At 64.8% G+C, this 23,564-nt stretch carries 20 protein-coding genes; 8 read left to right on the top strand and 12 right to left on the bottom strand.

The window, feature by feature from the left end:
* The first annotated feature begins 7 nt into the window (after nt 1–7).
* From AC13FW_RS01915 to AC13FW_RS01900, 4 genes are read left to right on the top strand one after another with little or no spacing between them, the layout of a single operon-like run.
* A complete protein-coding gene (locus tag AC13FW_RS01915) occupies nt 8–589 on the top strand; it encodes a hypothetical protein (protein ID WP_282268022.1) in 582 nt (193 codons plus the stop codon).
* Nucleotides 574–1,947, top strand: coding sequence for an AMP-binding protein (locus tag AC13FW_RS01910; protein ID WP_482988002.1), 1,374 nt, complete (start codon nt 574–576; stop codon nt 1,945–1,947). Before AC13FW_RS01915 ends, AC13FW_RS01910 begins: the two co-directional genes overlap by 16 nt.
* Entirely contained in the window at nt 1,944–2,513 is a 570-nt protein-coding gene (pnuC, locus tag AC13FW_RS01905; protein WP_482988001.1) for a nicotinamide riboside transporter PnuC, read from the top strand. The genes AC13FW_RS01910 and pnuC overlap by 4 nt, the downstream gene beginning before the upstream one ends.
* A gap of 2 nt (nt 2,514–2,515) precedes the next feature.
* On the top strand, nt 2,516–3,601 hold the full coding sequence (locus AC13FW_RS01900; RefSeq protein WP_482988048.1) for an AAA family ATPase: 1,086 nt from the start codon (nt 2,516–2,518) through the stop codon (nt 3,599–3,601).
* On the opposite strand, the gene AC13FW_RS01895 is transcribed toward AC13FW_RS01900, so the two are convergent.
* Complete coding sequence (locus tag AC13FW_RS01895; RefSeq protein WP_482988000.1) at nt 3,595–5,280, bottom strand: tetratricopeptide repeat protein; 1,686 nt, start codon at nt 5,278–5,280, stop codon at nt 3,595–3,597. The two genes, AC13FW_RS01900 and AC13FW_RS01895, sit on opposite strands and share 7 nt — an antisense overlap.
* Nucleotides 5,281–5,569: 289 nt before the next feature.
* Between AC13FW_RS01895 and bla the strand changes: the two genes are divergently transcribed.
* On the top strand, nt 5,570–6,460 hold the full coding sequence (bla, locus tag AC13FW_RS01890) for a subclass B3 metallo-beta-lactamase (RefSeq protein ID WP_482987999.1): 891 nt from the start codon (nt 5,570–5,572) through the stop codon (nt 6,458–6,460).
* Between the two features lie 216 nt (nt 6,461–6,676).
* Here bla and AC13FW_RS01885 read toward each other — a convergent pair whose 3' ends face one another.
* Nucleotides 6,677–7,378 carry a LytR/AlgR family response regulator transcription factor gene (locus AC13FW_RS01885; protein WP_482987998.1) on the bottom strand — a complete coding sequence of 234 codons (702 nt, stop codon included), beginning with the start codon at nt 7,376–7,378 and terminating at the stop codon, nt 6,677–6,679.
* A complete protein-coding gene (locus tag AC13FW_RS01880) occupies nt 7,366–9,075 on the bottom strand; it encodes a histidine kinase (protein ID WP_482987997.1) in 1,710 nt (569 codons plus the stop codon). Before AC13FW_RS01880 ends, AC13FW_RS01885 begins: the two co-directional genes overlap by 13 nt.
* A gap of 296 nt (nt 9,076–9,371) precedes the next feature.
* On the opposite strand from AC13FW_RS01880, the gene AC13FW_RS01875 reads away from it, so the two are divergent.
* Nucleotides 9,372–10,841, top strand: a complete 1,470-nt coding sequence (locus AC13FW_RS01875; RefSeq protein ID WP_482987996.1) for an alpha/beta hydrolase — start codon at nt 9,372–9,374, stop codon at nt 10,839–10,841.
* A 197-nt stretch (nt 10,842–11,038) separates the two neighbouring features.
* Nucleotides 11,039–12,139: a serine hydrolase domain-containing protein gene (locus tag AC13FW_RS01870; RefSeq protein ID WP_482987995.1), complete on the top strand. Its 1,101-nt coding sequence runs from the start codon at nt 11,039–11,041 to the stop codon at nt 12,137–12,139.
* Here AC13FW_RS01870 and AC13FW_RS01865 read toward each other — a convergent pair.
* Together AC13FW_RS01865 and AC13FW_RS01860 are read right to left on the bottom strand one after the other, a co-directional pair.
* Nucleotides 12,123–13,712: a winged helix-turn-helix domain-containing protein gene (locus AC13FW_RS01865; RefSeq protein WP_482987994.1), complete on the bottom strand. Its 1,590-nt coding sequence runs from the start codon at nt 13,710–13,712 to the stop codon at nt 12,123–12,125. The two genes, AC13FW_RS01870 and AC13FW_RS01865, sit on opposite strands and share 17 nt — an antisense overlap.
* A gap of 375 nt (nt 13,713–14,087) precedes the next feature.
* Nucleotides 14,088–14,969 (bottom strand): LysR family transcriptional regulator, encoded by an 882-nt coding sequence (locus tag AC13FW_RS01860; protein ID WP_482987993.1) that lies wholly within the window; start codon nt 14,967–14,969, stop codon nt 14,088–14,090.
* A 95-nt stretch (nt 14,970–15,064) separates the two neighbouring features.
* On the opposite strand from AC13FW_RS01860, the gene AC13FW_RS01855 reads away from it, so the two are divergent.
* Entirely contained in the window at nt 15,065–15,859 is a 795-nt protein-coding gene (locus AC13FW_RS01855; RefSeq protein ID WP_482987992.1) for an alpha/beta fold hydrolase, read from the top strand.
* A gap of 136 nt (nt 15,860–15,995) precedes the next feature.
* Here the strand turns inward: AC13FW_RS01855 and AC13FW_RS01850 are convergent, their stop codons facing one another.
* The 7 genes from AC13FW_RS01850 to AC13FW_RS01820 form a co-directional block, all read right to left on the bottom strand.
* Nucleotides 15,996–17,006 (bottom strand): serine hydrolase domain-containing protein, encoded by a 1,011-nt coding sequence (locus AC13FW_RS01850; protein ID WP_482987991.1) that lies wholly within the window; start codon nt 17,004–17,006, stop codon nt 15,996–15,998.
* Between the two features lie 232 nt (nt 17,007–17,238).
* Nucleotides 17,239–18,057, bottom strand: a complete 819-nt coding sequence (locus tag AC13FW_RS01845; RefSeq protein ID WP_482987990.1) for an alpha/beta fold hydrolase — start codon at nt 18,055–18,057, stop codon at nt 17,239–17,241.
* A gap of 314 nt (nt 18,058–18,371) precedes the next feature.
* Entirely contained in the window at nt 18,372–18,821 is a 450-nt protein-coding gene (locus AC13FW_RS01840; protein ID WP_482987989.1) for a nuclear transport factor 2 family protein, read from the bottom strand.
* A gap of 59 nt (nt 18,822–18,880) precedes the next feature.
* Entirely contained in the window at nt 18,881–19,780 is a 900-nt protein-coding gene (locus AC13FW_RS01835) for a type 1 glutamine amidotransferase domain-containing protein (RefSeq protein WP_482987988.1), read from the bottom strand.
* Nucleotides 19,781–19,870: 90 nt separating this feature from the next.
* Nucleotides 19,871–20,887 (bottom strand): AraC family transcriptional regulator, encoded by a 1,017-nt coding sequence (locus AC13FW_RS01830; RefSeq protein WP_482987987.1) that lies wholly within the window; start codon nt 20,885–20,887, stop codon nt 19,871–19,873.
* 130 nt (nt 20,888–21,017) lie between these two features.
* Nucleotides 21,018–22,217, bottom strand: a complete 1,200-nt coding sequence (locus AC13FW_RS01825) for an MFS transporter (protein ID WP_482987986.1) — start codon at nt 22,215–22,217, stop codon at nt 21,018–21,020.
* Nucleotides 22,218–22,249: 32 nt separating this feature from the next.
* The gene (locus AC13FW_RS01820; protein WP_482987985.1) at nt 22,250–23,455 is read right to left on the bottom strand and encodes an MFS transporter; all 1,206 of its coding nucleotides are present in this window, start codon (nt 23,453–23,455) and stop codon (nt 22,250–22,252) included.
* Nucleotides 23,456–23,564 lie beyond the last annotated feature (109 nt).

Below are 23,564 nucleotides of genomic sequence, written 5' to 3'. Positions count from 1 at the left end.
ATCAACCATGAGCAACAGCGCCTCGCTGGACGCCCTGCTGCGTCGCCTGATCGATACACCACCGGACTTCCTCGATCCGCCACGGCGCGGCCGCGAAGGGCAGCTGCAGGTCGCCGCCGTGGTCAATGACGTGCTGGCCCTGCACGGCGTCGCCTTGCCTGCTGCGTTGCAGGCCAGCCTGTCCGGCAACCTGGCGGCGGTCACCGCCAACCAGCTGAGTCTGTCCGCGGTGATGGCCTGGCTGCTCGCCGATGAGGCCTGGCACGCGCTGCGCTTCCCGCGCGAGGCGCTGCTGCCGGTATTTGCCGAGGCAGTGCCCGCGTTGGCAGCGGAGGCCGCAGTGAACCGCTATCTGCACGACCCGGACCGGCGCGAGGAGCTGGTGCGTACCGCCATCGCCCGTCTTGGCTTGCTGCCTGCGGGTGAAACCGCGGCACAGGCAGCCGATCGCCTGGCCAGTGTCAGCAGCGTCGAGCGCCGCCGCCTGCTGGAAGCCAGCCGCGCTGCTGAAGCGCGCGCACGTGCCATCCGCGAGGCGCTGGCACGCAAGGCCGCCGAGGAATCGGCGGACAAATGGACGCGCGAGTGACCGCGCGAGTGAATCGAGACCCGCACGACGGCGAGCGCTATCCCACCCTGAGCGAAGCGGGCGGGGCGATGCTGCAGCGGATGCGCGAGCACCCGGCAGCACCGCGCTACCGCAACCAGAGCGGCAATCGACTGCTCGCCGAGGAAGTGCAGCAACTGCGCGGGTACGAAGACGACATCCTCGGCGCGGGCTTCCAGTGGCAGCCGGGTTCACCGCCACCGTGGCTGCAGGGCTTTGTCGAGGATGTGGTGGCACAGGTACCGTATTTTCGCGCGCGCGGTCGTGCCGCATGTTTCGAGGACATCGCTACCACCCATCGCGGTGACCTTGCCGCCGATATCGCCCAGTTCGTGCCAGATCCGGTGCCGTTGCAGCGGATGATGAATTTCCGCACCACCGGAACCACCGGCCATCCGCTGGTGCTGCCCTCGCATCCAGTCGTGGCCGGTCGCTATCTGGCCTACCACAAGCGTGCGCTGGCGCGCGCTGGCGTACAGCTGCGCAACGGTCGCGGACAGATGGGCGTGATGCTGCTGGGCATGCAGCGGCGTTGCTTCACCTATGTATCGGTGACGCCGAGCATGGACGAGTCCGGGCTGGCCAAGATCAACCTGCATCCGGATGAGTGGCGTCATCCCGATGACCGCGCGCGCTATATCGATGCGCTGCAGCCGGAAGTGATTGCCGGTGACCCAATCTCCTTCGCCACCTTGCTGGAACTGGGGGTCAGCCACCGGCCACGCGCGCTGCTGTCGGTGTCGATGGCCTTGTCGCCGGGCCTGCGGCAGGCCTTGCAGCAACGATTCGACTGCCCCGTACTGGACATTTACTCGATGAACGAAGCCGGTCCGCTGGCGGTGCATGATGCCGCCGCCGGTGGCCACGTGCTGCTGCAGCCGGGCATGTATGTGGAGGTGCTGGACGATGCCGGTCGTGCCGTTGCGGATGGACAGGTCGGTGAGATCACCTTGACCGGTGGTTTCAACTTCTGCCTGCCGCTGCTGCGCTACCGCACTGGCGACCGTGGCGCGCTGGCGATGTGTGGTGATGTGCCGATGATTGTCGACCTGCAGGGCAGGCGACCGGTACGCTACCGCACCCGCAGTGGCCGCTGGATCAACAACATCGACCTGACCCACGCCTTGGCGGCGCTGCCGCTGTCGCGCTTTCGTGTGCACCAGCAGGGCGACGGCAGCGTCAACCTGCATCTACCAGCCGTCGAGGCCGGTTACGCACAGCAGGCGCAAGCGGCCCTGCAACATACCCTGGACGACCTGCCGGTACAGGTCGTGCTGATGCACGTGGAGGACAAAGTGCTGCAATACACCACCGATCTCAACGAAGGCCTGGGCGCATGACCGCACTGGAAATCGCGGCCAACGCCTTCGCCACCGCGTCCATCCTGTGTGCGGCGCGCAACAGCGTACATACCTGGTGGACGGGCATCATTGGCTGCTCGCTGTTCGGCCTGCTGTTCTGGCATACCCAGCTGTATGCCGATGTGCTGCTGCAGGTGTTCTTCGTCGTCGCCAGCATGTTCGGCTGGTGGAACTGGCACGCCAGCGCCAGCCATGCGGCACTGCCGATCAAGCGCACGCCGTTACGCAGCTTCGTCCTGATGGGCGTAGGTGCGTTGCTGGCCGGTGCTGCTTACGGACTGGTGCTGCATCGCTTCACCGACGCCTACGCGCCGTTCGCCGATTCCTCGGTGCTGTGCCTGTCGGTGCTGGCGCAGCTGCTGCTGATGCGCAGGCGCATCGAGACCTGGCCGGTGTGGGTGCTGGTCAACACCATCGCGGTGCCGCTGTACGCCTCGCGCGGGCTCACCCTGACGTCCGTGCTGTATGCAGCGTATTGGATCAACGCCTGGTTGGCCTGGCGGCATTGGCGCCGGCTGTGGCGCGAGCAGGGCGCGGCTGCGTGAGCATGCTGCGGGTTGGCCTGGTGGTGGGCAAGTTCTGCCCGCTGCATCGCGGCCACCAGTTGCTGCTGGATCATGCACAGGCCGCTTGCGAGCGCCTGGTCGTGGTCAGTTACACCAAGCCCGAGTTTCCCGGCATGGGGCCTGCGCGACGCGAGGCCTGGCTGCGTGCGCTGTATCCCGACGCCAACCACTGGGTGCTCGACGACGTGCGCCTGGCCGCACATTGTCAGCGCTTGGGGCTGCCGCAGCGATGCCTGCCGGATAACGATGCCAGCGACGAGGCGCATCGCCTGTTCATGGCCTGGCTGCTGCGCGAGGTGATCCAGAGCGAGGTGGATCTGGTATTCACCAGCGAGGACTACGGGCCCGGTTTCGCTGCAGTGCTGTCGCAGCAACAGCAACTGCATGGCGGCCGCGCGGTGGCGCACGTTGAGGTCGATCCGGCACGGCGCAGCGTGCCGGTATCGGGCACTGCAGTGCGCGCGGACCTGCATGCGCAGCGGCAGCAGCTGGCGCCGCTCGTGTACCGTGATTTTGTCAGGCGGGTGGTGTTGCTGGGCGGTGAATCCACCGGGAAATCAACGCTGGTCCAGACACTGGCCACGCGCTGCGATAGCGTCTACGCGGCGGAGTATGGCCGCGAGCTATGGGAGGCGCAGGATGGGCAGTTGCAGGAGTCGGATCTGTTGCATATCGCCCAGACCCAGGTGGCGCGCGAGGAAGATCTGCTGGGTGCCGCCACCGGCTGGCTGTTCTGCGACACCTCGCCGTTGACCACCTTGTTGTACGCCGAGGCGATGTTTGGTCGCGCCGATCCGTGCTTGCTGGAATTGTCGCGACGTCGCTATGACCTGGTATTGCTGTGTGACCCTGATGTTCCATTCGTGCAGGACGGTACCCGACGCGACGAGGCGTTCCGGCGCTGGCAGCATGCCTGGTATCTGCGTGAGCTAGGCAGCCGGCGGATTCCTTTTTTCCAGCTGCGCGGCGATTGGCAGCAGCGCGAGACGGCGGCGCTGGCAGCGATGGCCGAGCTGCAGCCGGATGTGGATGCAGCCAGGTCGCAGCCAGCGCTGCTGGTTCAATAGCGCGCGGCTGCCAGTGGCGCATCCGCCCATTGCCAGGCTGCTGTGTGCTGGCGTTTGGTTTCGGCTGCCGCATCGGCCTGGCCCAGCACCTGTTGTGCCTGTGCCAGCCCGAACAACGACCAGCCATTGGCCGGATAGGTCTTCAGGTCCTGATTGAAGGCTTCGGCTGCGGATCTCGCATCACCTGTCTCCAGCAGCGCGGCGCCCAGGTAGGGGCGCACGGGTAGCGGCCAGTCGGCGGGTTCGTTGTAGGCCAGGGCATCTTCGGCGGCTGCAGCCTCTCGCAAGGCGGTAATCGCTTCGCTGTGTTTTCCCTGCGCGCGTAGCAGTTCGCCACGCAGGAGTGCATCGGCAACACGCAGCACGCTGTCTGCGTGGTTGATGTCGAAGAAGCTGACCTGCGCCATTGCCGTATCGGCGGTGATGGCATGCAGGGCTTCGGCGTCGCGTGTTGCTTCTGCCAGTGCGCCCTTGCGGGCATGGGCCATGCCGCGGGCGAAATGGCGGATCGCGGCAGGATAGGGGAGTTCGGCTGCAGTGCCGGTGTCGGCGAGGATGCCGTCCCAATCACCGAAGCGGACCTGGGTAAGCAGCGGTGCCACCACGAACTGCTGCATGAACTGCATCGGCGCCTCGCCCATGACCGCGCGGTCCGCCCGATCGGCCGTCTGTCTGGCGGCCTGCATGGACAGCGTGCGCGAGCCGGTCAGTCCGGTGGTCATCGTGGCGAAGTGCCAGTTGTGTGGCACGTAGCCCAGCGGATACACGCCATTGCTACCACGGCAGACCGCGAGGAAGTCCTTGTCGGCGGTGGTCGCAGCCAGATTGGTCAGGGTTGCATCGTGGTAGCGGCCAACACGGATGTAGATATGCGCGGGCATATGCACCAGGTGGCCGGAGCCCGGCGCCAGCGCAGCCAGCGCATCGGCGTAGGGCTCGGCGCGCTTTGGCTCGGGCGAGGATTCCATGGCGTGGATGTAGTAGTGCATCGCGCCGATATGGCGCGGGTTGCGCGCCAGCACGCGCTCCAGCTCACCGACCAATGCCTGGGTGAACTCGGCGGGCTTGCCATCCTGCCAATAAGCCCACGGCGAGAGATCCATCAAGGCCTCCGCGTACAGCGTGGCGGCATCATCGTCTTCAGGAAACTGCGCCACCACCGCTGCCATCGCGTCGGCGTAGTCATGGTCCAGTTGCTTGCGGTCTTCTGGTGCGGGATCGCTGTAGCGTTTCTGCAGTGCCTGGATCAGCGCCTGGTCGACGGGTCGCGCGCCAGTGGCAAGTGTGGCGGCACGTGCCGCCAATGCGGTGGCTTCCTTGGCGGCCGCGGGGTCCATCGGCAGATTGATGTTTGGCCCAAGCACCAAGGCCTGGCCCCAGATGCACATTGCACATGCCGGGTCCAAGCGCGCGGCTTGGGCGAATGCACGTCCGGCAGCTTCATGGTTGAAGCCATAGGCAAGGCGCAGACCCTGGTCGAAGTAGCGCTGTGCCAATGGCACCTTGCTGCCGATGTCGCGGTGCAGGTCGCCGAAGGTGTCGAACAACGGGAGTTCATTGGCATCTGCTGCCGGGGCCTTATCGACAACGGCGGTTGCGTTGTCGGGAGCGTCGCAGCCCGACAGCGCTGCAGCCGCAAACAGGGGCGGAAGCAGCAGGGACAAGGATCGACGGATCATTGTGGCTTCTCGGGGCGGATGGACGCGAAGATACTGCTGGGCGCGGCGGGGTGGTGATACGCCGCGATGAAAACACCGTAAAAATTGCAGGCCGGAGAATTGCAATTACGGTGTGCTGCGGACGCCGGCCGTTCATTGCCGGATGGCGAGGTGCCTGGCACGTATCGTACCGGCCTGCCCGCGGATGGGCGAAGGCCAGGAAAAACTCATGGCTCGGCCCAGTTCTACGCATTTGTCGCAATCTCCTCTACGGCGCACAGTTCCTGCACGTATTGGACAAGGTGCAGAGATGATGCAGAAGCAGGGAATTCGCAGGAGATTGCAGGTGGCGGCGATGGTGTTTGCCGGAGCGGTGTCGGCGGCGGCGGCGGCGTGGGCTGGACCGCCTGCGGACTGGACGACACCGATCAAACCATTTCATATCGTCGACAACATCTATTACGTAGGCAGCGAGGGACTGGCGGCATACCTGATCGTGTCGGAGCAGGGGGCGATCCTGCTGGATGCTCCGCTTGCTGCCAATGCGGATCAGATCGAGCGCAACATCGAAAGCCTGGGTGTGCCGCTGCATGATGTGCGGCTGTTGCTCAGCAGCCATGCCCATGCGGATCATGTCGGCGCGATGGCAGCACTCAAGCGCGACACCGGTGCACGTTATGCCGCCAGCGCTGGCGACCGCTGGGCGCTTGAGAACGGCAGGAACCAGGGCGACAACAACTACGGCATCCAGCCCTTCGATCCGATCAAGCTGGATGAGATCGTCAGCGATGGGCAGAAGCTGCGGCTTGGTGACGTCGAGCTGACGGCGCATCTCACGCCGGGGCACACCGCCGGTTGCACCAGCTGGAGCATGACCGTGAATGACCGTGGCACGTCGCGTGAGGTGTTGTTCCTGTGCAGCATTACCGTCGCCGGCAATACGCTGGTTGGGAATCGCAGTTACCCGACGATCGCCGAGGATTTCCGCGCTACGTTTGCAAAGCTTGGCGCGATGCAGGCGGACATCGTCCTGAGCGGCCATCCCGATACCACCGGCATCCTTGAGCGGCAGGCGCAACGCGCCGATGGCGATGAGGATGCATTTGTGGACCCTGGCCTGCTCGCCCGACTGGTGGACGAGCACAAGGAGAGTTTTGAGGACGCGTTGAGCAAGGCGCGTTCAATGCCCCAGAGCCCTTGAGCAGCCGCCGCAGATTCCATCGGCAGACGAACCGTCTGAGATCTTCAGCGTAACCACGTAGCCCGGGTAAGCGCAGCGCACCCGGGGAATCGTTGAGTCAGATATGGCGTTGATGTGCTTGTATGGGCACGCGACTTCGCACCGCTCTGCAAGCTCCCGGGTGCGCTGCGCTTACCCGGGCTACGGCGTCTGCTCGCTTTCATGTCGTCGGCTGGTTCATTCAAGCGCGAGTGCCTGCCGCAGGCCGGCCACATGGGCACGCCCGACCGGCAGCTCCCCGCCGCCATTGAGTACCAACCAGTACCGACTGCCGCTACCCGAATGCAAGGTGCTGACATGGCGAAGGTTGACCAGGTAGGAACGGTGGCAGCGGATGAAATCGGGTGGCAGCACCGCGCTCAGTCCGGCCAGGGATTTGTCGTGCAGCTCACTGCGGCCATCACGCATGCGCAGCTCGCTGTAGTCGCCGTCGGCACGGATCCACTGCACGTCGGCCAGTTCGATCAGGGCGGTGCCCTGCGCGCGCCAGATGCCGAGGTAGCGTGCGCGGCCGGAACTGTAGCGGCCTACATCCAGCAGGCGTTCCAGTGCCTGGCCCAGGCGCTCACGCGAGAACGGCTTGGGCACAAAATCCAGCACGCCGTGCTCAAACGCCTGCAGGGCGCGCTCGCGGTGGGCGGATACGACCACGCAGTGGTAGCGGCCGGCGACCGCGCTGCGCAGCAGGTCAAAGCCATCTTCGCCGCCGAGGTTGAGGTCGAGCAGCAGACCGTCGTAGACGCTGCGCTGCAACCGGTCACCGGCGGCATCCAGATCGGCGACCGCATCGAAGCGCGCACGCGTGCCCGCTATTTCCGCACAAAGCCGCAGCAGGCGCTGGCGGAGCAGCGGCTCATCTTCGACGATCAATATGCGCATGTGAGCTCGATACGGCTGCACCAGTCGGCGCCATCGGCGCCTTGGCTGTAGTGCCAGCGATTGGGATGGGAGGCGGCCAGGCTGGCCTCGATATAACGGGTGCCGGTGCCCTGGCCACGATGCGGCGCGGAGCCGCGCGCGCTACGCAGTTCCAGGATCCAATGCTGTTTGTCGCGCTGCACGCGCAGGCGGAATGGGCGCTGTGCGCAGGCCACCGCGCCGGCGTGGGTCAAGGCGTTCTCGACCTGTGCATGCAGCACACCGGGCGGCAGCGACAGCTGCAGGTCGTTGGCATCCACCTCCAGCGTCATCGGCTGGTCAAGGGCCTGGCCGACGATATCCAGATGGTTGCGACACAGGGCCAGTTCTTCGCTGAGCGGCACGCTCTGTCGGCTGCTGCTGTCGCGCAGGCGATCGAACTGCTCGGCCAGCGATTCGACCAGACGGCTGGCCTTTGCCGGAGCCTGTTCGATCAGCTCCTGCAGGCAGGTGAGCGTGTTCATCAGCCAATGTGGTTGGATGCCACGCTGCAGCAACTGCAGCGACAAGCTTGCACGCTCTTCGCGCAGGCGTGCGTTGTGCAGGTCCAGGGCCCGCACCTGTGCGGCATGGCAGAGCAGCAGGAAGCCCACCAGCACCGCGAGCAGCAGGAAGTAGGGGCCATCGAGGAAGGCCCCGGGGGCAAACAACAAGGCCAGTACGCCGGCGACCAGCAGGGCCAGGATCGGCCAGCGTTCTTCGCGCTCACCATTGGCCCGCAGCAGCAGCGCAGACGAGGCCAGCAGACTCAGCAGTAGCGCCACCGCCGAACGGATGTCGAAGCTGGGTAGCAGCACGGCCGTCATCACCAGTGCGGTCGCGTAGGCGATGCCCAGGCCCTTGGGCACGGCAACGCCGTAGCGTCGCGCCAGGTAGGCTGGCAGCAGCATGGCCGCTGCCACGTGCAACGCCAGCAGCGCATACAGTCGCAGGCCGTGCCATGGATAGAGATAGCCGAGCAACGGTCGCCAGCCTTCGACCACCGGCAGTGCAATCCCGACCGCGCACAGCGCGAGCAACAGTCGCCCACCCGGCATCTGCGGCCGGCCGTGCTGCAGCGCAAGGAAGTACAGACAGGCTGCTGCGAGTGCGCCGGTGGCGAGGGCTGCGATCAACCAGGGCAGGATCATGCGCTGGAACAGCACCACGGCCGGTGCCACCGCAACCAGGGCATCGGCGCTGTACAGGCCGAACTGCTGGTGGTGGCTGGACGCGAGTACCAGCAGTTCGTCTGTGCCCGTGGGCGAGGAAGGTGGCAGTACGCGGGTGATGTCGACCTTGCCGGGCTGCTCCTGCGCGGCGCTGGTGCCGACGACGCCATTGCCCTGCATCGGCTGGCCGTTCCAGTAGAGCTGGCTGGCGCCACGCAGCGACAGGCGCAGGGCGCGGCCGCCATCGTCAGGCTTGGTGGACGCCGGCGATTGCCAGCGCAGCCAGTACGGGCCGCGCCAGCTGGCCAGCGTTTGTTGATCGATTGGTTGCCAATGGATGTCGGCTGGCGGTGAGGTCGGCAGACCACCAGCGGCGGTCACCCTGGCAGGTGCCATTTCTCCGCTCAGTACATGCACGCTGTTGACGTCGCGCAGCAGCACCGCCAGCCACGCGGCGACCGCGAAGACCAGCACGGCCAGTACGCTCAGGATTCGTAGGATCGGCATGGGCCTATCGTATCGGCTGCGCGGAGACGCTGGGCGGTGGGTTGGAGCTGTTCGGCGGACGCGCGCCCCGCAAGCGCCGTTGAGGGAGGGATGCTGGCTCCGTGGCGAGGCAACGGGAGGTTTTTCCGGGTTGTCGGGGCCACGGCAACACCCACCTTCCCACTTAGTCGGAGCCGGCCATGTCCAACAACTCTCTATCTGTTTCCAGTGCTTGCCGTCCTTGCCTGCAGTCGTTGGCGGCTCCTTCAAACGCCTCGCTTGTCGCTGGGCATCAACACGACGCTGGCGGAGTGCTTGTGACCGGGAAGGGGAAGCTGGGACGTAGCGGTCGCCTGTTGGCGCTGTGCCTGGCCCTGGCCTGCGCCTCGCCGGCGCTGGCCAAGGACTCGGTTGCGCCGCTGGTGTTTGCACCCTATGCAATGCAGACCAAGAACAACGGCACCATCGCCACCGAAGAGGCTTTCCTCGAAGTCCCGCGTCGCCACAGTGAGCCGAACGGGCCGCGTATCCGCCTGCGTGTCGTGCGCTTGCCGGCGACCGGTGGCGATGGCCGCAATGCCCCGGTGGTCTATCTGGCCGGTGGCCCGGGCGGGTCGGGCTTCGGCACCGCGCTGGGCCCGCGCTGGCCGGTATTCGACCGGGTTCGCCGCGAGACTGATGTGTTGCTGCTTGATCAACGCGGCACCGACTTCTCCGAGATGCCCCCGGAATGCCCGCACGAACACAAGTTCGATGATGCCAAACCGCTGCAGCGCGACGCGGCGCTGGTAGCGGTGAAGGCGTCACTGGTCAGCTGCCTTGCCTTCTGGAAGGACGCAGGAGTTGATCTGGGCGCCTATACCACCGCCGAGAGTGCCGACGATATCGAGTACCTGCGCAAGGCGATGGCGCTGCCGAAGCTGAGCCTGTGGGGCATGAGCTACGGCACGCACCTGGCGCTGGCGACCGTGCGCCGTCACCCGGACAGCCTGGAGCGCGTGGTGTTGATGGGCAGCGAAGGTCCGGACGATACGCTCAAGCTGCCGCTGACGGCCGACGCATTGCTGGCTGACCTGGCGGTCATCGCCAGGAAGGACGGCTTCGAGGATCTGCAGGGATCGGCGCAGCGTGTTTTGGCCAAGTTGCGGGAGCAGCCGGGGCAGGGCAGCAGCCCGATGCACGGGGGCAGGAAAGTGACCATCGGCGAGTTCGATGCGCAGATGGCGATAGCGATAGCACTTGGTCGCCGCTCCACCCAGCGCATGCTGCCGCTGGCACTGCGTGAGGCTGAGGCCGGCAACTATGACCTGCTCGGTGCGATCGCCTTGATGGTGCGCGAGGGCCTGGGCGGCTGGCGCGCCATGCCGACGGCGATGGATGTGGCCTCCGGGCAGAGTCCGCAACGGCGCGCATTGGCTGCCGCCCAGGCACGCCAGAGCCTGCTCGGCGACGCCTTGAACTTCCCGTTCCCGGACGTTGCTGATGGCCTGGGCATGCTGGACCTGGGTGAGGCCTTCCGTGCGCCACTGCGCAGCGACGTGCCGGTGCTGTTCATCAGCGGCACGCTGGACGGCCGCACCCCGCATGCCAATGCCCAGGCGCTGCTGCCCGGCTTCAGAAAGGGCAGGGAGCTGCTGGTGCGCAGCGCCAGCCATGACAACGAAATGTGGGTAGGCAATCCGGCCATCGCCGACAACATCGCCGGTTTCCTGGCCGGACGCGGGCTCAGCGCGGACGTGCTGGATGTGCCGCTGCCGGTGTTTGTTACTGACAGGGCCAAGCTGTAAGCCAGAGCAACCCCTGCAAAAACCGGGGGCCGTGGGGGGTTTTGGCACCTAACCCCCACTCTGACCCCGGTTTTGACCCCGGTTTTGCCTTTCCGCCAAGCCACTGATTGCAAACAACTTCATGAATCTTCATCCAGGCATCAGGCGTTTCATCCAAGGGAATGTTCGGCTGGGCGCTCCACACATGGAGCACCCCGATGTCACTGTTGATCCGCCTTCCTTTGTTCGCCGCGTTGTTGCTTGGTGCGGACGCCGCAGCAGCCCCGCCAGCCAGCGATGACTGGCCCGTCGCCGACCCGACCAGCCACGGACTGGACGCCAGCAAGTTCACCGCCCTGGATGCCGCCATCAACAGCGGCCAGGCGCCGGATACCACCAGCGTGTTGGTGGTGCACCGAGGGGCGCTGGTGCATGAGACCTACTTCAACGGCGCCGACCGCAGCCGCCTGCACAACACCCGTTCGCTGACCAAGAGCGTGACCGCGATGCTGGTTGGCGCTGCCATCGACCGCGGCCTGATCAGCGGGGTCAGCGCGCCGGTCCTTGGTTTCTTCCCGGAGCGGTCGCCGGCCCACCCGGGGGCGTTCAAGAACGCGATGACGGTCGAAGACCTGCTGACGATGAGCGCACAGTGGGAGTGCGACGACAACAACGAGTACTCCGCCGGGCATGAGGAGCGCATGTATGTCAGCGCCGACTGGACCGGCTTCGCCCTTGACCTGCCTGAGCGCGGCTATGCGCCATGGACCAAGCGGCCGGCAGACAGCCCGCACGGGCGCGCCTTCGCCTACTGCACGGCCAATTCCTTCATGCTCGGTGCCATTGTCGAGCGGGCCAGCGGCATGCCCTTGCAGCGCTTCGCCACCGAGGCACTGGAGCGGCCGTTGGGAATCGAGACGTCGGTCTGGAACCGCTCATCCGAGGGCGTCGGCATGGGCGGTGGTGGCACCGAGTACCGCAGTCGCGATCTGGCCAAACTCGGTCAGCTGATCATCGACGGCGGCCGCTGGAAGGGCCAACAGGTGCTGCCCGCCGCCTGGATCCGGGCGATGACCGAGGTGCACGCGCAGACCCCGTTCGATGCCGATTACGGCTACCAGATCTGGCGCTTCCCGTTCAGCGCAGGCGGCAAGCCCGTGCATGCCTGGGCGATGTCCGGCAATGGTGGCAACGCGGTGTTCGTGGTGCCGGAGAGGCAGTTGGTGGTCGTGGTCACGCGGACCCGCTTCAACCAGCGCGGCATGCACCAGGAAACCCAGAAGTTGCTGCAGGACTACGTCCTCAGCGCGTTGCCGTAACCGCCTGCGCATCGGCTGGCAGCTGACCGGAAGCGAGGACCCGCGTCCGGTCGGCGGCCACGGCCGCTGCTACCGTCTGCAGCAGTGGGGTGAAGCCGGGGTCCTTGCGAAGCTCGGCAAACAAGGGTGATACCTGCAGGTAGCTGGCATTGCGGTAACCGGCGCTCACCGCTGTCTGCAGTGCCTCCAGCGCGGCCTGGCGCTCGCCTGCGAGATCCGCCAGCAGGGCGGCCTCGATTCCATCGGACGGATCGCCGCCTTGTGCAAGGCCAGCCCGCAACGCGGCGGAGTGCGCCAACAGCTGCGCTGACGTCGGCGTGGGCTCGGCGCTGATGATCCAGGCGAAGGTGGTCGGCCAACTGGCCTGTGGCCGCAGTGCCCGCGCACGCTGCGCGGCAGTGTGCGCGGTAGTGAGATCACCGCGCTGCAGTGCCAGTTCTGCCGATAGCAGGTGCAGCGAGGCATGTTCGGTATGGCGGGCGTAGGCCTCATCCAGCGCTGCCTGTGCTTCGCCGGAGCGGCCGTGCTCGTAGAGGAAGGTTGGCCAGGCGATGTTGGAGAACACGTTGTCCGGATACAGTTGGAAACTGCGCCGGTAGCGGGCCTCCGCTGCTGCGGAGTAGCCAAGCAGATCAAGATTGGACGCAACCTGCAATTCCCAGAAGCGCACCCGCTCGGGTGCGCGCACGGCCAGGTTTGCGGCCAGCGCATCGCTCAAGCGCCCCTGCCGCGCGTAAAGGTAGGCAGCCGAAGCGCGGCTGGCGTCGGCGGCCGGGTCCAACTGCACCGCATGTTCATAAGCGGCCAACGCCGCTCGGACCTCGCCACGGCAATCGTGTGCATAGCCGCGTGCCGCATGTGCAGCCGCCAACGTCGGATGGCGTGCAATCACTGCCTGCGCCAGCTGCAATGCCTGCTCGGCGTCCTCGCCGCTGCCGTTGTACAGGCAGGTGCGCGCCGCCTGGGCACGGGCAAGGCCGAGTTGTGCCTGCACATCATCAGGAGCCTCCTGCAGGCGCTGCCGATACAGCGCGATGGCACGTTCGTTGTTGTCGCGCTGGCCGATGCCGGCGTAGTAGTCCGCGCGCTGCAGCAGTGGTGAAGCGGCGGTTGCATCCGGGCTCGGCCATTGCCAGTAGAGAACGCCGGCCACGATCAGCAGCAACGCAGCCGTGGGGATGATCCAGCGGCGCGTGGAGTTCGCTGCCGGAGCGGGTGCTGCCGCAGGCACCTCGACAACGGGTTCGCTGCACAGTTGGTAGCCCTGGCCACGCACCGAACGCAGGTAACGCGCTTGCCTGCCGTCATCCCCCAGCGCCTGCCGCAACAGTCTTACCCGCTGGGTGACGGTCTCTTCGTTGACGATGGCTGGCGCCCAGATGTTGGCGATCAAGTCATCAAAGCCGACCACCCGGGTGCCCTGAGTCAGCAGGTAATGTAGCAGGCGGAAGCTGAGCCCGGAGACGTCCAGCAGCTGGCCGTCATCGCGTAGCACGCGCTGGCGTGCCACATCGATGTGCAGGTCATCCAGCCGGTAGTGCAGGGCAGTGGGGTTGTCGGCTGGATCAGACATTGGAGAAGGGCATGCGGGTGCCATGCCGACCCGACCGGCATCGCTTGGCGGCAGGCTGGGTGATCAGTGCGGCGGCACGTTGGGCAGGAGAGGCATCCATGACTGCGAAGGTTAACAGGCCTAACCGGGACTGATTCACTGGTTCCAGCGGCTATGCTGATGGCCTGCGTTTTGGCGGGGACGCCGTGTACGCACCCGTCGTAGCGGAATGAGTCGTGGAAAAAAACACACTTCACGGACGATGCGCTGTACACGGATCAACTGCGTTGTCGGCAGGCCTGCGTTCGGCACGTTTTCCAGGTGCAATGCTGGCGGGACAAGATCGTGCAGCTGCACCGCACACGACATCGGCTGGCGGGCAGGCTCCCGGCGTAATCAGCCGAAGTTTTCCTGCGCAAAGTCCAGGAAGCTCCGCAGCTTCGGCGTCATTCGCCGGTCCGGTGCAAACAGCATATGCAGCTCACGCGCAGGCGATACATGGTCCGGCAGCAGAGGCTGCAGGCGGCCTGCGGCCAGGTCGTCGGCGACCAGGGCATTGGGCTGCAACAGGATGCCGTGCCCGGCAATTGCTGCGGCCCTGAGTGCCTCACCGCTGTCGGTACTGAACCTGCCACGGATGGCAATGGATACCCGACCTTCCGCCCCTTCGAACTGCCATTCCGTACGCATCGAGGTGTGCGAGAAAACCAGGCATTCGTGCTGTTTCAAATCTTGAGGTCGCGCCAGCGGCGGGCTGCGCTGGATGTAGGCCGGTGAAGCACACAGCACCAGTTGCAGCGGCGCAAGCACACGGGCCTGCAGGCCGCTGTCTGGCAGCTGCCCGGTACGGAAGACAACATCAAAACCCTCATCCAGCAGATCGACCGTGCGGTTGCTCAGGCTCAGGTCGATGGTGACTTCCGGGTGTTCCTGCAGGTAACGCGGCAGCAACGGCGCCAAGGCACGGCTGCCAAAGGTGATGGGTGCGCTGATGCGCAGCTTGCCGCGTGGTGTTGCGCGTGATTCCGCCATCAGCGCTTCGGCTGCTTCCATCTCCGCAAGAATGTTCTTTGCCCGCTCGTAGAACAGCTGACCACTCTCGGTCAGGCTCTGGCGCCGGGTGGTGCGGTTCAGCAGCTTGATACCCAGCCCGGTTTCGAGCGCCTGGATCTGTTTGCCGGCGAATTGGGGGGAGATATCCAGCTCAACCGCCGCTGCCGAGAACGAGCCCAGTTCGACGGCGCGGGTGAACACCTGCATCGCATGGAGGCGGTCCATTTGAATCCAGTGGTTTCTAGTGATTGAATTGGAAGTTAATTTATCTCATTTGGTTGCCTATGTAGAGTGATCCCACGTGGCCGAATCCGGCCGCCTTGATCCCTCAAACAGGAACTTCTGTCATGCAATTTCTTATGAAAAGCGCGCTTTTTGCCGCTGCCCTGAGCGCTGGAGCGGCCGGTGCGGCATCTCTCCCGTCGGCTGAGATGCCCACGGTCGTTTTGGTTCATGGGGCCTTTTCCGACGGCCATGCCTGGGACAGGGTCATTCCCTTGCTGCAGGCCAAGGGCTTGAACGTGGTTGCCGTCCAGAACCCGCTCAGTTCGCTGGAGGATGACGTCGCCAAAACCAAGCGGGCGATCCAGGCGCAGACCGGCCCGGTTGTGCTGGTTGGCCACTCCTATGGCGGCGCGGTCATTTCTGATGCGGGCGAGGATGAACGCGTGAAAGCACTTGTCTATGTTGCTGCCTTCGCCCCATCGCAAGGACAGTCGGTGAGCGATCTATCCGAGGGTTACCCGACACCTTCCGGTTTCAGTCACCTCGATGCTGACAAGGACGGTTATCTCACGCTGACCCTGGAAGGCGTAGCGCACCACCTCGCACAGGATCTGAGCCAGACTGATGCCAAGCTGCTGGCTGCTACCCAGAACCCGACCAACAGCGCCAACTTCGCTGCAAAGACTTCTGCGGCGGCGTGGACGAGCCGACCATCGTGGTACGTCATCAGCGAGCAGGACCATATGCTTGATACCGGCCTGCAGAAGGACCTTGCGCAGAAGATCGGTGCCCGGGTAACCACGCTCGATGCAAGCCATGTTCCGCAGTTGTCGCAACCCCGGAAGGTGGCGGATGTGATCCTTGCGGCGGTGGAGGAGGTAGCCAGATAAGCGGAAACCGTGGTCGGGAAACCGGGGTCAGAGTGGGGGTTCGGTACGAAACTCCCCCAAGAACCCCCCGGTGGAGCGGGCCGGGCCCAAAAAAACCCTACCCATATACGCGGAACCGGGGGGGGCAAAACCGGGGTCAGAGTGGGGTTTCGGAACGAAACCCCACTCTGACCCCGGTTTCCTCGCGGCCGTAGCAAAGATCCACGACTGCTCGCAGAAAATCATTGGTCGGGATGCGTTCGCCGTTGGTCGAATAGGCGATCGCCACGCCATCGCTTGGGTTGTAGATCACGCGTGAGTGCGAGCCGAGAGCATCGCCACCGTGACCTAGAAAGCGATTCTCGCCGTAGGTGAACTCGGCCAGGCCGCGTCCCCAGCCGCTGCCAGCCGGCCGTGGCTGCATCTGCTCCACGGTCTCCCTGCGCAGCAGCCTGTACTCGAACAGCGCGGTGATCAGTACATCCAGGTCGTGTGTGGTGGCAGCGATATCACCAACGCCGATCACGTTGGAGTACTCGATCTCCTTGATCTCCCGCCATTGCCCGGCGAATGCATAGGACTTGAAGGTGTTGCCGGGATGGGAGCGCGTGGAAGCGAAGTTGCGAAGGCCAAGAGGGGCTGCGATCTCCTGCGCGACGATGTCGTGGTAGTCGCGCCCGTACACCTGCTCGAGGATCATCCGCAGCAGGAAGTAGGCGGAGTTGGAGTAGGCAACGCGTTCGCCAGGTTCGAATGCAACGCCCTGCGTTCGTATCTCCCGCAGGATTTCATCCTGGCTTAGCGGATCAGTTACCCATACCTGGCCTTCCCTGATAGCGAAGTTGCCAAGGCCGCTGGTGTGCTCCAGCAGGTTGCCGATGCTTATCCGATGTGAGGAAGGCATGTCCGGAAAAAAGCTGGACAGCCTGTCATCCAGGCGCAGGCGCCCATCTTCGATCAGCTTGAAGGCCAGGATCGCCGTGACCATCTTGGTCACGGAAGCGATCTGGTATCTGCTGTTCTCATCGTGAGCAACACCAGGCAGATTCTGCTGCCCGAAGCGCCTGGCATAGACCTCGCGGCCGCCCTTGAAGATGGACAGGCTGCCAATGCCGCCGTTGTTGTCCTCGACATGGTTGATGAAGTCATCGAGCTTCTCTGCATGCACTTCCGCCTGCACTGCTTGTGACGATCGCGGTTGCGCCAGCGCCACTAGCGGAAGCGCCAAAGCCGGAAGAAGCATCAACAAGGCAGCCACTCTTTTCATTTCGCTCGCGTCCGTTCAATCATTCAAGGCGGTGGCGGCACGGCACTGCGATCAGTGCCCGCTGCGTGACAGTGATGGTGAGGTGTTGCCCGGCTTCGCGTTGTGCTGGCAGCAGTCCCACGGAGCCGGCGGTTCAACGCCTGCCTGCAATGTCCCTGATCGCGTCGGCAACCGCTGCCGGGTTCTCGCGGTGGATGTTGTGGCCGGTGACGAAGTAGCGGTGGAAACCACGGTTGAAGGTGCTGAACAATGCGGCGTGCTGCGCCTTCCACAGCGCTTTGCCGGCAGCTGTTTCTTCGAGAACGAAGGGTTCGGCGGCGACCTGCGTGGCGGTGAGCAGCGCTACCGGTAGATCCGGCATGGTGCTTGGCGTCTGCGCGTCAGGCGCATCCAGCTGGGTGATCAATGTCCGGTAGTCGGCGGCCATGGGCGGCGGCAGCATGCCCAGCAGGGTGGCATCATCGGCCAGTACGCGTGCTGCATCGGCCTGCTTGAACGCGTGTCGCTGGCCCAGCGTGGCCGGGTCGACGAGGACCAGCGCCTGCAGTTGTTGCGGATGGCGGCGTGCGAACTCGGTGGCCAGCAGTCCACCATACGAATGGCCGACCAGCACGACCTTCTGTCCGCCGGCGAGGTCACTGATCACGGCACCGAGGTCAACGAGGTGGGCGTCGATGTCCTTGGGCTTGCCATCGCTGCCCGACTTGCCAAGCCCCACGCGGGAATAGCTGATGCTGCGGTAGTCGGGGCCGAGCGCAGCGATCACGTCCTTCCAGGTGTCCTTGCCCTGGCCGAAACCCGACTCGAAGACCACCGTGACCGGTCCGGTTGCCGACTGCTCGGCGCTCAGCTTGTAGGCGCCGCGATCCACCATCACTTCGCTGGCCTGGGCCAAGCTGGCGGCAGCCAGCAACGTTGCCAGCAGCCATACCTTCATTTTTCCTGTGCTCATCGGTTCCCCTGGATGCTGATGTTGTTGGCCCCAGCGCGCTCATGGAGCAGGGTGCGCGCGTGCGCCGGTCCATGCCGCCTCTGGTGAGCGGTGTGTTGATACTATAGTTAGGTATAACACCTAATATCCCTGCCAGAAGTCATGCCGGTCCGCACAGGCAGGGGCGGCCTCGCTGGGCGGGGTGTTGGGCGACGCAGGAAGGGGCGTCCCGCGCGCTGGTTCACGTATCCGGATCCATCGGCAGCACATGGACGAAGCGCCCGGTTTTCACCGGGCGCTTCACCATGCAACTCAGGCGAGCAGTAGCGTGCTGCTCAGCTTGCCGGTGTCTTGCGCTTCCCGCTCCACGACTTGCTGACGATCATCCAGTTGCCGTCGATCTTCGCCAACGCCAGGTAGTCCGAGCCGTCCCATGTCGGATAGTCGAGCGTGAGCTTGACTACGGCCGCGCTGTCGGTGACATCCAGGATCCGATACTGGCGGTGACGTTGCGCCTCATCCGGCGCTGGCTTGCCGGGAAACCCTTTGGCCCATTCTTCCGTGGTCTCCATCACGACGGCGCCGCGATTGGACGAATAGCCGATAACCACGCCGTCTTTCCGCAGTACGCCGCTGAGCAGGTTGGCGTCGCCTGCTTCGAAGCCGCGCAGCAGGGTCTGCATGGCGCGATCAACTTCGGCATGTTCGGTGCTTTGTGCCATCAGCGAGGTGGGGAGCAGAAGCAGTGCTGCGGCGAGAACGGTGGATCGGATTGATGTGTTCATGGGTTTCCTGGGGAGTGTGGGTTGTTGATGTGCGTGGAGTTGGACGGGATTCTGGCCGCTCAATCCCTCCTGGCCTGGCTGGTTTGCGGGTTGGGAAGCTTGCGCAGCGCATCGACCACGGCTGCAGCCAACGGCGCGGCGGAGGCATAGTTCTGGCCCGTCATCACGCGGCCGTCGACTTCGATGTAAGGCGCGTAGCCGTCCACGGCATGGAACAGGCCGCCACGGGCTTGCACGGTCTGCCGGATCAGGAAGGGGAATTCCTTGAAGTAGGCGGCGTCGCGATCCTCGTGTTCTTCCGGGTAGCCGGTGATGCGCTTGCCAGCGAGCAGGCTTTGGCCACCGGCGAGTTTGAGGTTCACGATTCCGGCTGTGCCATGGCACACGGCCGAGACCACCCCGCCATTGCGTTCGTAGACATGCATGGCGATGTCCTGCAGGGCGCGGTTCTCCGCCACGCCGTACATGGCGTTGCTGCCGCCGACGTAATAGACGGCGCGGTACAGGCCGGGGTCGATCTGCGCCGGTGTGGCGGTGTTGCGCAGGCCGCGCATGACGCGCTCGTCCTGCAGGCGCGATTCCACTTCCTTGCCCACGTAGGGGTCGAGGATGGGCACGTCGCCGCCGTCAGGGGTGACGAAGTCCACTGCATAGCCGGCTGCCTGGAACGTATCCCAGGCATGGACCACTTCGCCGAAGCTGATGCTGGCCGGGATGCTGGAGCTGCCGTGCACCTTGCTGCTGGCAAGGATGAACAGGATGCGTTGTTGCCCGGCCCGGTTGGTGTCGCCGAGGCCGCTGCTGGCGACAAGGTGGTTGCTGCTGGCCTGTTGCGTCGACGGGTCAGTCGAGGACCGCCCCATGGCGGGCCCGGCGCTCGCGGCGGCGTCGGAAATGCCGCCCTGCCATGCGCACAGCAGCAGGATCAGCAGTGGTTTGAGGAGTCGATGTAAGGGCATGGCGCCGGCTCGTTGGGGTGAGCCTGCAGCCTATATCTCCCCTTTTAAATCAATGTCTTGCTATGCAATTCCGGAGTGCTGGAATCAATTTCAGGAGTTTCCGGCAGCGGCGCGGAACGCCCCCGGCGGCAGGCCTTCCAGCTTTTTGAAGGCGGCGTGGAAGGTGGACATCGATTGGAAGCCAGCTTCCTCGGCGACCCGCTCAAGCGGCTTTGGCGGCAGTTGCAGCAGCAGTGATTTCGCTTCGATGACACGCAGTTGTGCCAGGTATTGCTTGAAGGAAGTCTGCTTGTTGTCGTTCAACAGCTGCGACAACCGGGTCTGCGGAATGCCGAGCCGGCGAGCGAGGCGAGGCAGGGTCAGCCCCGGATCGAGGTAGAGGCGCTCGCGGGCCATCAGGTCGGCCAGCGCCTGCAGCTGGGGTGCGGCTTCGTCATCGGAAATCCGCCGGTCTTGGTAGGGCTCGATCGGCGCCTGGCCGGAACGCAGGCGCAGGTAGACCAGCACGCTCGCGGCCAGGAGGAAGGTGAAGGACAGCGCGCCGACGATGTAAGAGGTGTAGCCCGCGGTGAAATAGGCGGCCCAGATCAGCCACACGCCGAGCAGCGCTCCCAGCAGCAACGCGCCGGAAGGTGTGCCTTTGAGCTGGGCGCGGTGCCGGTACAGCAGTCCACTGGCCAACAGCAGGTAGCCCAGCCAGACATATTGGATGGCCGGGGTGATGGTATGCAGCCACAGCTCGGGATGGCCGGTGTAGGGCAGGAACACGTTTACCCCGATGGCAATGGCCAGCAATGCGATGAGGTGCCAGCGGTCTGCCAACCGTGGACCGGGAGTGCCGGCCAGGCTCGAACGCAGTAGAAAGAACAGGCACGGCCCGATCATGAAGCAGGCGGTCAAACCCAGTTGCAGGAACACCCGGGGAATGTCCGGCCAGAAGTAATAAGCAACCGATTTGCCTGTGCGCATGCCCACGACCAGGATCAGCAGCGCCAGCCAGCGCTGGCTGGGCTCACCCTTGGCCCGCCACCACAGGAACGATGCGAGGACGGTGCCAATGAAGGCGCCGAGCATCGCAAAGAAGAACAGGAAGTGTTGGCTCAGCATTGGCGAAGTATTGAGAAAACCAATCCTTCGTCAAGTTGCGGAGGTCATGCGCGAGGCCAGTTAACGCCAGCAGCAGTGTGGGCCGGTCTTGCGTCTCAGGCCACAAGCAGCAGCCTGCGCGGTTGCCCATTCAATCGCCGTCATCGGCTTCTGGATGTTCGTGGCGATCAATGCTGATGGCGCACAGCAGCAGCGCAACGGCTGCGAGCAGCGAGGTCGCCCAGAGCGTTCCGCGGAGGCCAAGCTGGTCCAGTACTCGCCCGCCTCCCCAGGCGCCAAGTGCGATGCCGGTATTGAAGACCCCCACATACAGCGCGCTGTTTACCTCAACGGCGCGTGGCGCAGCCTGCATCATCCAGGTCATCAGCCCAACCGATACCCCGCCGTAGGCCAGGCCCCAGAGCAACATCAGTGCACCACCCATGATCGGGGTGTTGCCGATGCAGAGGAACAGGACAGCCGTGGCCAGCAGGCCTGCGGCAATGGCCATTACCGTGGCGGACACGTTGCGAGGAGCGAGGACACCCACCAGGAAATTGCCGCCGATGCCGGCGATGCCATAGGCAAGCAGCAGCGCACCGATCCATGTGGCGCTCACGCCAGATACCAATTCAAGCAGTGGCCGGACAAAGGTAAAAGCCGCGAAGTGGCCGGCGACCAGCAACAGCGTCAGTACCAACCCACGCTGCACGCGTCGATTGCGCAGCTGCTGGGCGAAGTGGCGCAACTGCACCGAAGCAGAGACGGGGAGCGAAGGAATCACCGCAAGTTGAAGCAACAGCACCGCCGTGCTCAGCAGCGCCATACCGACGAATGCCTTGCGCCAACCGAACACCTCCCCAACCCACGCGCTCAACGGAACCCCGAGCACGGAGGCGGCGGCGACGCCGCCGAAGATGATCGAGGTGGCCAATCCAGCACGTTGTGCGCAGACCAATCGCATCGCCAGGCCACCGGCGATTGCCCAGATCCCGCCCATGCACAGGCCTACCAGCAATCGCGCAGCCAGCATCCACGGCATGGTCGGTGCCAACGCCGAGGCGGCGTTGGCCGCGGCAAGCAGGGCCAGCAGCGCGCAGAGGATGTAGCGGCGGTTGATGCCGCCTGCGGCAATCACCACCAACGGCGCGAACAGTGCTGCCAGCAGGGCCGGCACGGAGATCAGCAATCCGGCATTGCCGGTGGACGTACCAAGGTCATTGGCGATGGGTGTAAGCAGGCCGACCGGCAGCATCTCGGTGGTCACCACCGAAAAGGTTGCCAGGGCGACGGCCACAACGGCCAACCAAGGATGGGCCGCGGCGGTTGCCGTGGGGGATTGGGTTTGCATGGTCTGTTCCGGAAGGTGAGGTGTTGGCGGCATCAACAAACGCAGGTGGACTGCTGCTGGCATGGCCTCAGGCGTCGGCTAACCCAGATCGACAGCAGCAGTACCGCCGCACCAGCACCTACGCTGATGGAGAAGCCTGCTTGGGCACCGGCCAGATCCACGAGTTGCCCGGTTGCTGCGGCGCCGAGCGCTACGCCGATATTCAATCCGGCCAACAACCAGGTCATGCCCTCGGTGAGTTGCTGGTCCGGCACGGCGCGCTCGACCAGCGACATCACCACGATCATCGTTGGCGCGAAAAACATGCCGGCCAGCAGCACGATTGCCGCAAGCGCTGGCAGGCTGGCCACCAGCAGCAAGGGCAGGGTGGTCAGTGCCGTTGCTGCGCCACCCCATAGCAGCAGGCGATGTAACGGTGCATCGAATTTCAGCGCACCAAAAGCCAGTCCCGCCGCGCAGGAGCCCAGGGCATAGGTAGACAGCACGATGCTGGCTGCCAAGGGTTGGCCGAGCAGTTCGGCGAAGGCCACGCTGGTGATGTCGATGGTTCCAACGATCATGCCCATTGCGACCATCAGCAGCGCCAGCAGTCGAACCTCCGCTATCCCCATCACCGACCGATTGGGCTGGCCTGCGGCATGCGCGACCAGCTGCGGTTGTGTCGCCCGCTGCATTGCAAGTGCAGCCGTGCCCACGGCCAGCAGCAGCGCGGCCAGCAGCACGCCGGCCTGCGGGAACAGGCCGACGCAAAGGCCAACCGACAGCGGTGGCCCGGCGATGAAACTCATTTCATCGAACACCGTTTCCAGCGAATAGGCTGTCTGCAGTTGCGGCTGCCCACGGTAGAGCGCCGTCCAACGGGCCCGGACCATCGCCGACATGCTGGGCATGCACCCGGCCAGCGCGGCGCAGGGAAACAGCAGCCAATCCGGCGCCTGCCAGTAGCTGGCAAGGAGGAGCAGCAGCACGCCGACAACGCTGGCGGCCGAAGCCAACGGCAAGACCGTTGCCTGGCCGTGGCGGTCCACCCAACGCGAGATCTGCGGTGAGGCCAGCGCATAGACCAGCACAAAGGTGGCCGAAACCGCGCCGGCCAATGCGTAACTGCCACGCAACTGCGCCAGCAAGGTGATGATGCCGATGCCGGTCATGGGCAGTGGCAGCCGGGCCAAGAGGCCGGCCAGAGCGAAGCCGGAAGTACCGGGTGCAGCGAAGAGGGCGCGATAAGCGTTGGCCATTGGGGTCTCCGGAGCGCGGCGGCTTGCCAACGCGTCGGCAGGTCGCAACAATACATACGAGGTGTATGTAAAAGGCTACATACATACGCCATGAATGTAAATAAACATA

The sequence above is a fragment of the Stenotrophomonas sp. 21LCFQ19 genome (genome assembly GCF_056861425.1).
Note: the sequence above shows the minus strand (reverse complement) of the source record. Positions and strands in the feature narration are given on the sequence as shown.

What these genes read in the sequence shown, in the direction of transcription:
- AC13FW_RS01915 (WP_282268022.1), top strand. Translation starts at nt 8, where the DNA reads ATGAGCAACAGCGCCTCGCTGGACGCCCTGCTGCGTCGCCTGATCGAT.
- AC13FW_RS01910 (WP_482988002.1), top strand. Translation starts at nt 574, where the DNA reads ATGGACGCGCGAGTGACCGCGCGAGTGAATCGAGACCCGCACGACGGC.
- pnuC (WP_482988001.1), top strand. Translation starts at nt 1,944, where the DNA reads ATGACCGCACTGGAAATCGCGGCCAACGCCTTCGCCACCGCGTCCATC.
- AC13FW_RS01900 (WP_482988048.1), top strand. Translation starts at nt 2,516, where the DNA reads ATGCTGCGGGTTGGCCTGGTGGTGGGCAAGTTCTGCCCGCTGCATCGC.
- AC13FW_RS01895 (WP_482988000.1), bottom strand. Translation starts at nt 5,280, where the DNA reads ATGATCCGTCGATCCTTGTCCCTGCTGCTTCCGCCCCTGTTTGCGGCT.
- bla (WP_482987999.1), top strand. Translation starts at nt 5,570, where the DNA reads ATGATGCAGAAGCAGGGAATTCGCAGGAGATTGCAGGTGGCGGCGATG.
- AC13FW_RS01885 (WP_482987998.1), bottom strand. Translation starts at nt 7,378, where the DNA reads ATGCGCATATTGATCGTCGAAGATGAGCCGCTGCTCCGCCAGCGCCTG.
- AC13FW_RS01880 (WP_482987997.1), bottom strand. Translation starts at nt 9,075, where the DNA reads ATGCCGATCCTACGAATCCTGAGCGTACTGGCCGTGCTGGTCTTCGCG.
- AC13FW_RS01870 (WP_482987995.1), top strand. Translation starts at nt 11,039, where the DNA reads ATGTCACTGTTGATCCGCCTTCCTTTGTTCGCCGCGTTGTTGCTTGGT.
- AC13FW_RS01865 (WP_482987994.1), bottom strand. Translation starts at nt 13,712, where the DNA reads ATGTCTGATCCAGCCGACAACCCCACTGCCCTGCACTACCGGCTGGAT.
- AC13FW_RS01860 (WP_482987993.1), bottom strand. Translation starts at nt 14,969, where the DNA reads ATGGACCGCCTCCATGCGATGCAGGTGTTCACCCGCGCCGTCGAACTG.
- AC13FW_RS01845 (WP_482987990.1), bottom strand. Translation starts at nt 18,057, where the DNA reads ATGAGCACAGGAAAAATGAAGGTATGGCTGCTGGCAACGTTGCTGGCT.
- AC13FW_RS01840 (WP_482987989.1), bottom strand. Translation starts at nt 18,821, where the DNA reads ATGAACACATCAATCCGATCCACCGTTCTCGCCGCAGCACTGCTTCTG.
- AC13FW_RS01835 (WP_482987988.1), bottom strand. Translation starts at nt 19,780, where the DNA reads ATGCCCTTACATCGACTCCTCAAACCACTGCTGATCCTGCTGCTGTGC.
- AC13FW_RS01830 (WP_482987987.1), bottom strand. Translation starts at nt 20,887, where the DNA reads ATGCTGAGCCAACACTTCCTGTTCTTCTTTGCGATGCTCGGCGCCTTC.
- AC13FW_RS01825 (WP_482987986.1), bottom strand. Translation starts at nt 22,217, where the DNA reads ATGCAAACCCAATCCCCCACGGCAACCGCCGCGGCCCATCCTTGGTTG.
- AC13FW_RS01820 (WP_482987985.1), bottom strand. Translation starts at nt 23,455, where the DNA reads ATGGCCAACGCTTATCGCGCCCTCTTCGCTGCACCCGGTACTTCCGGC.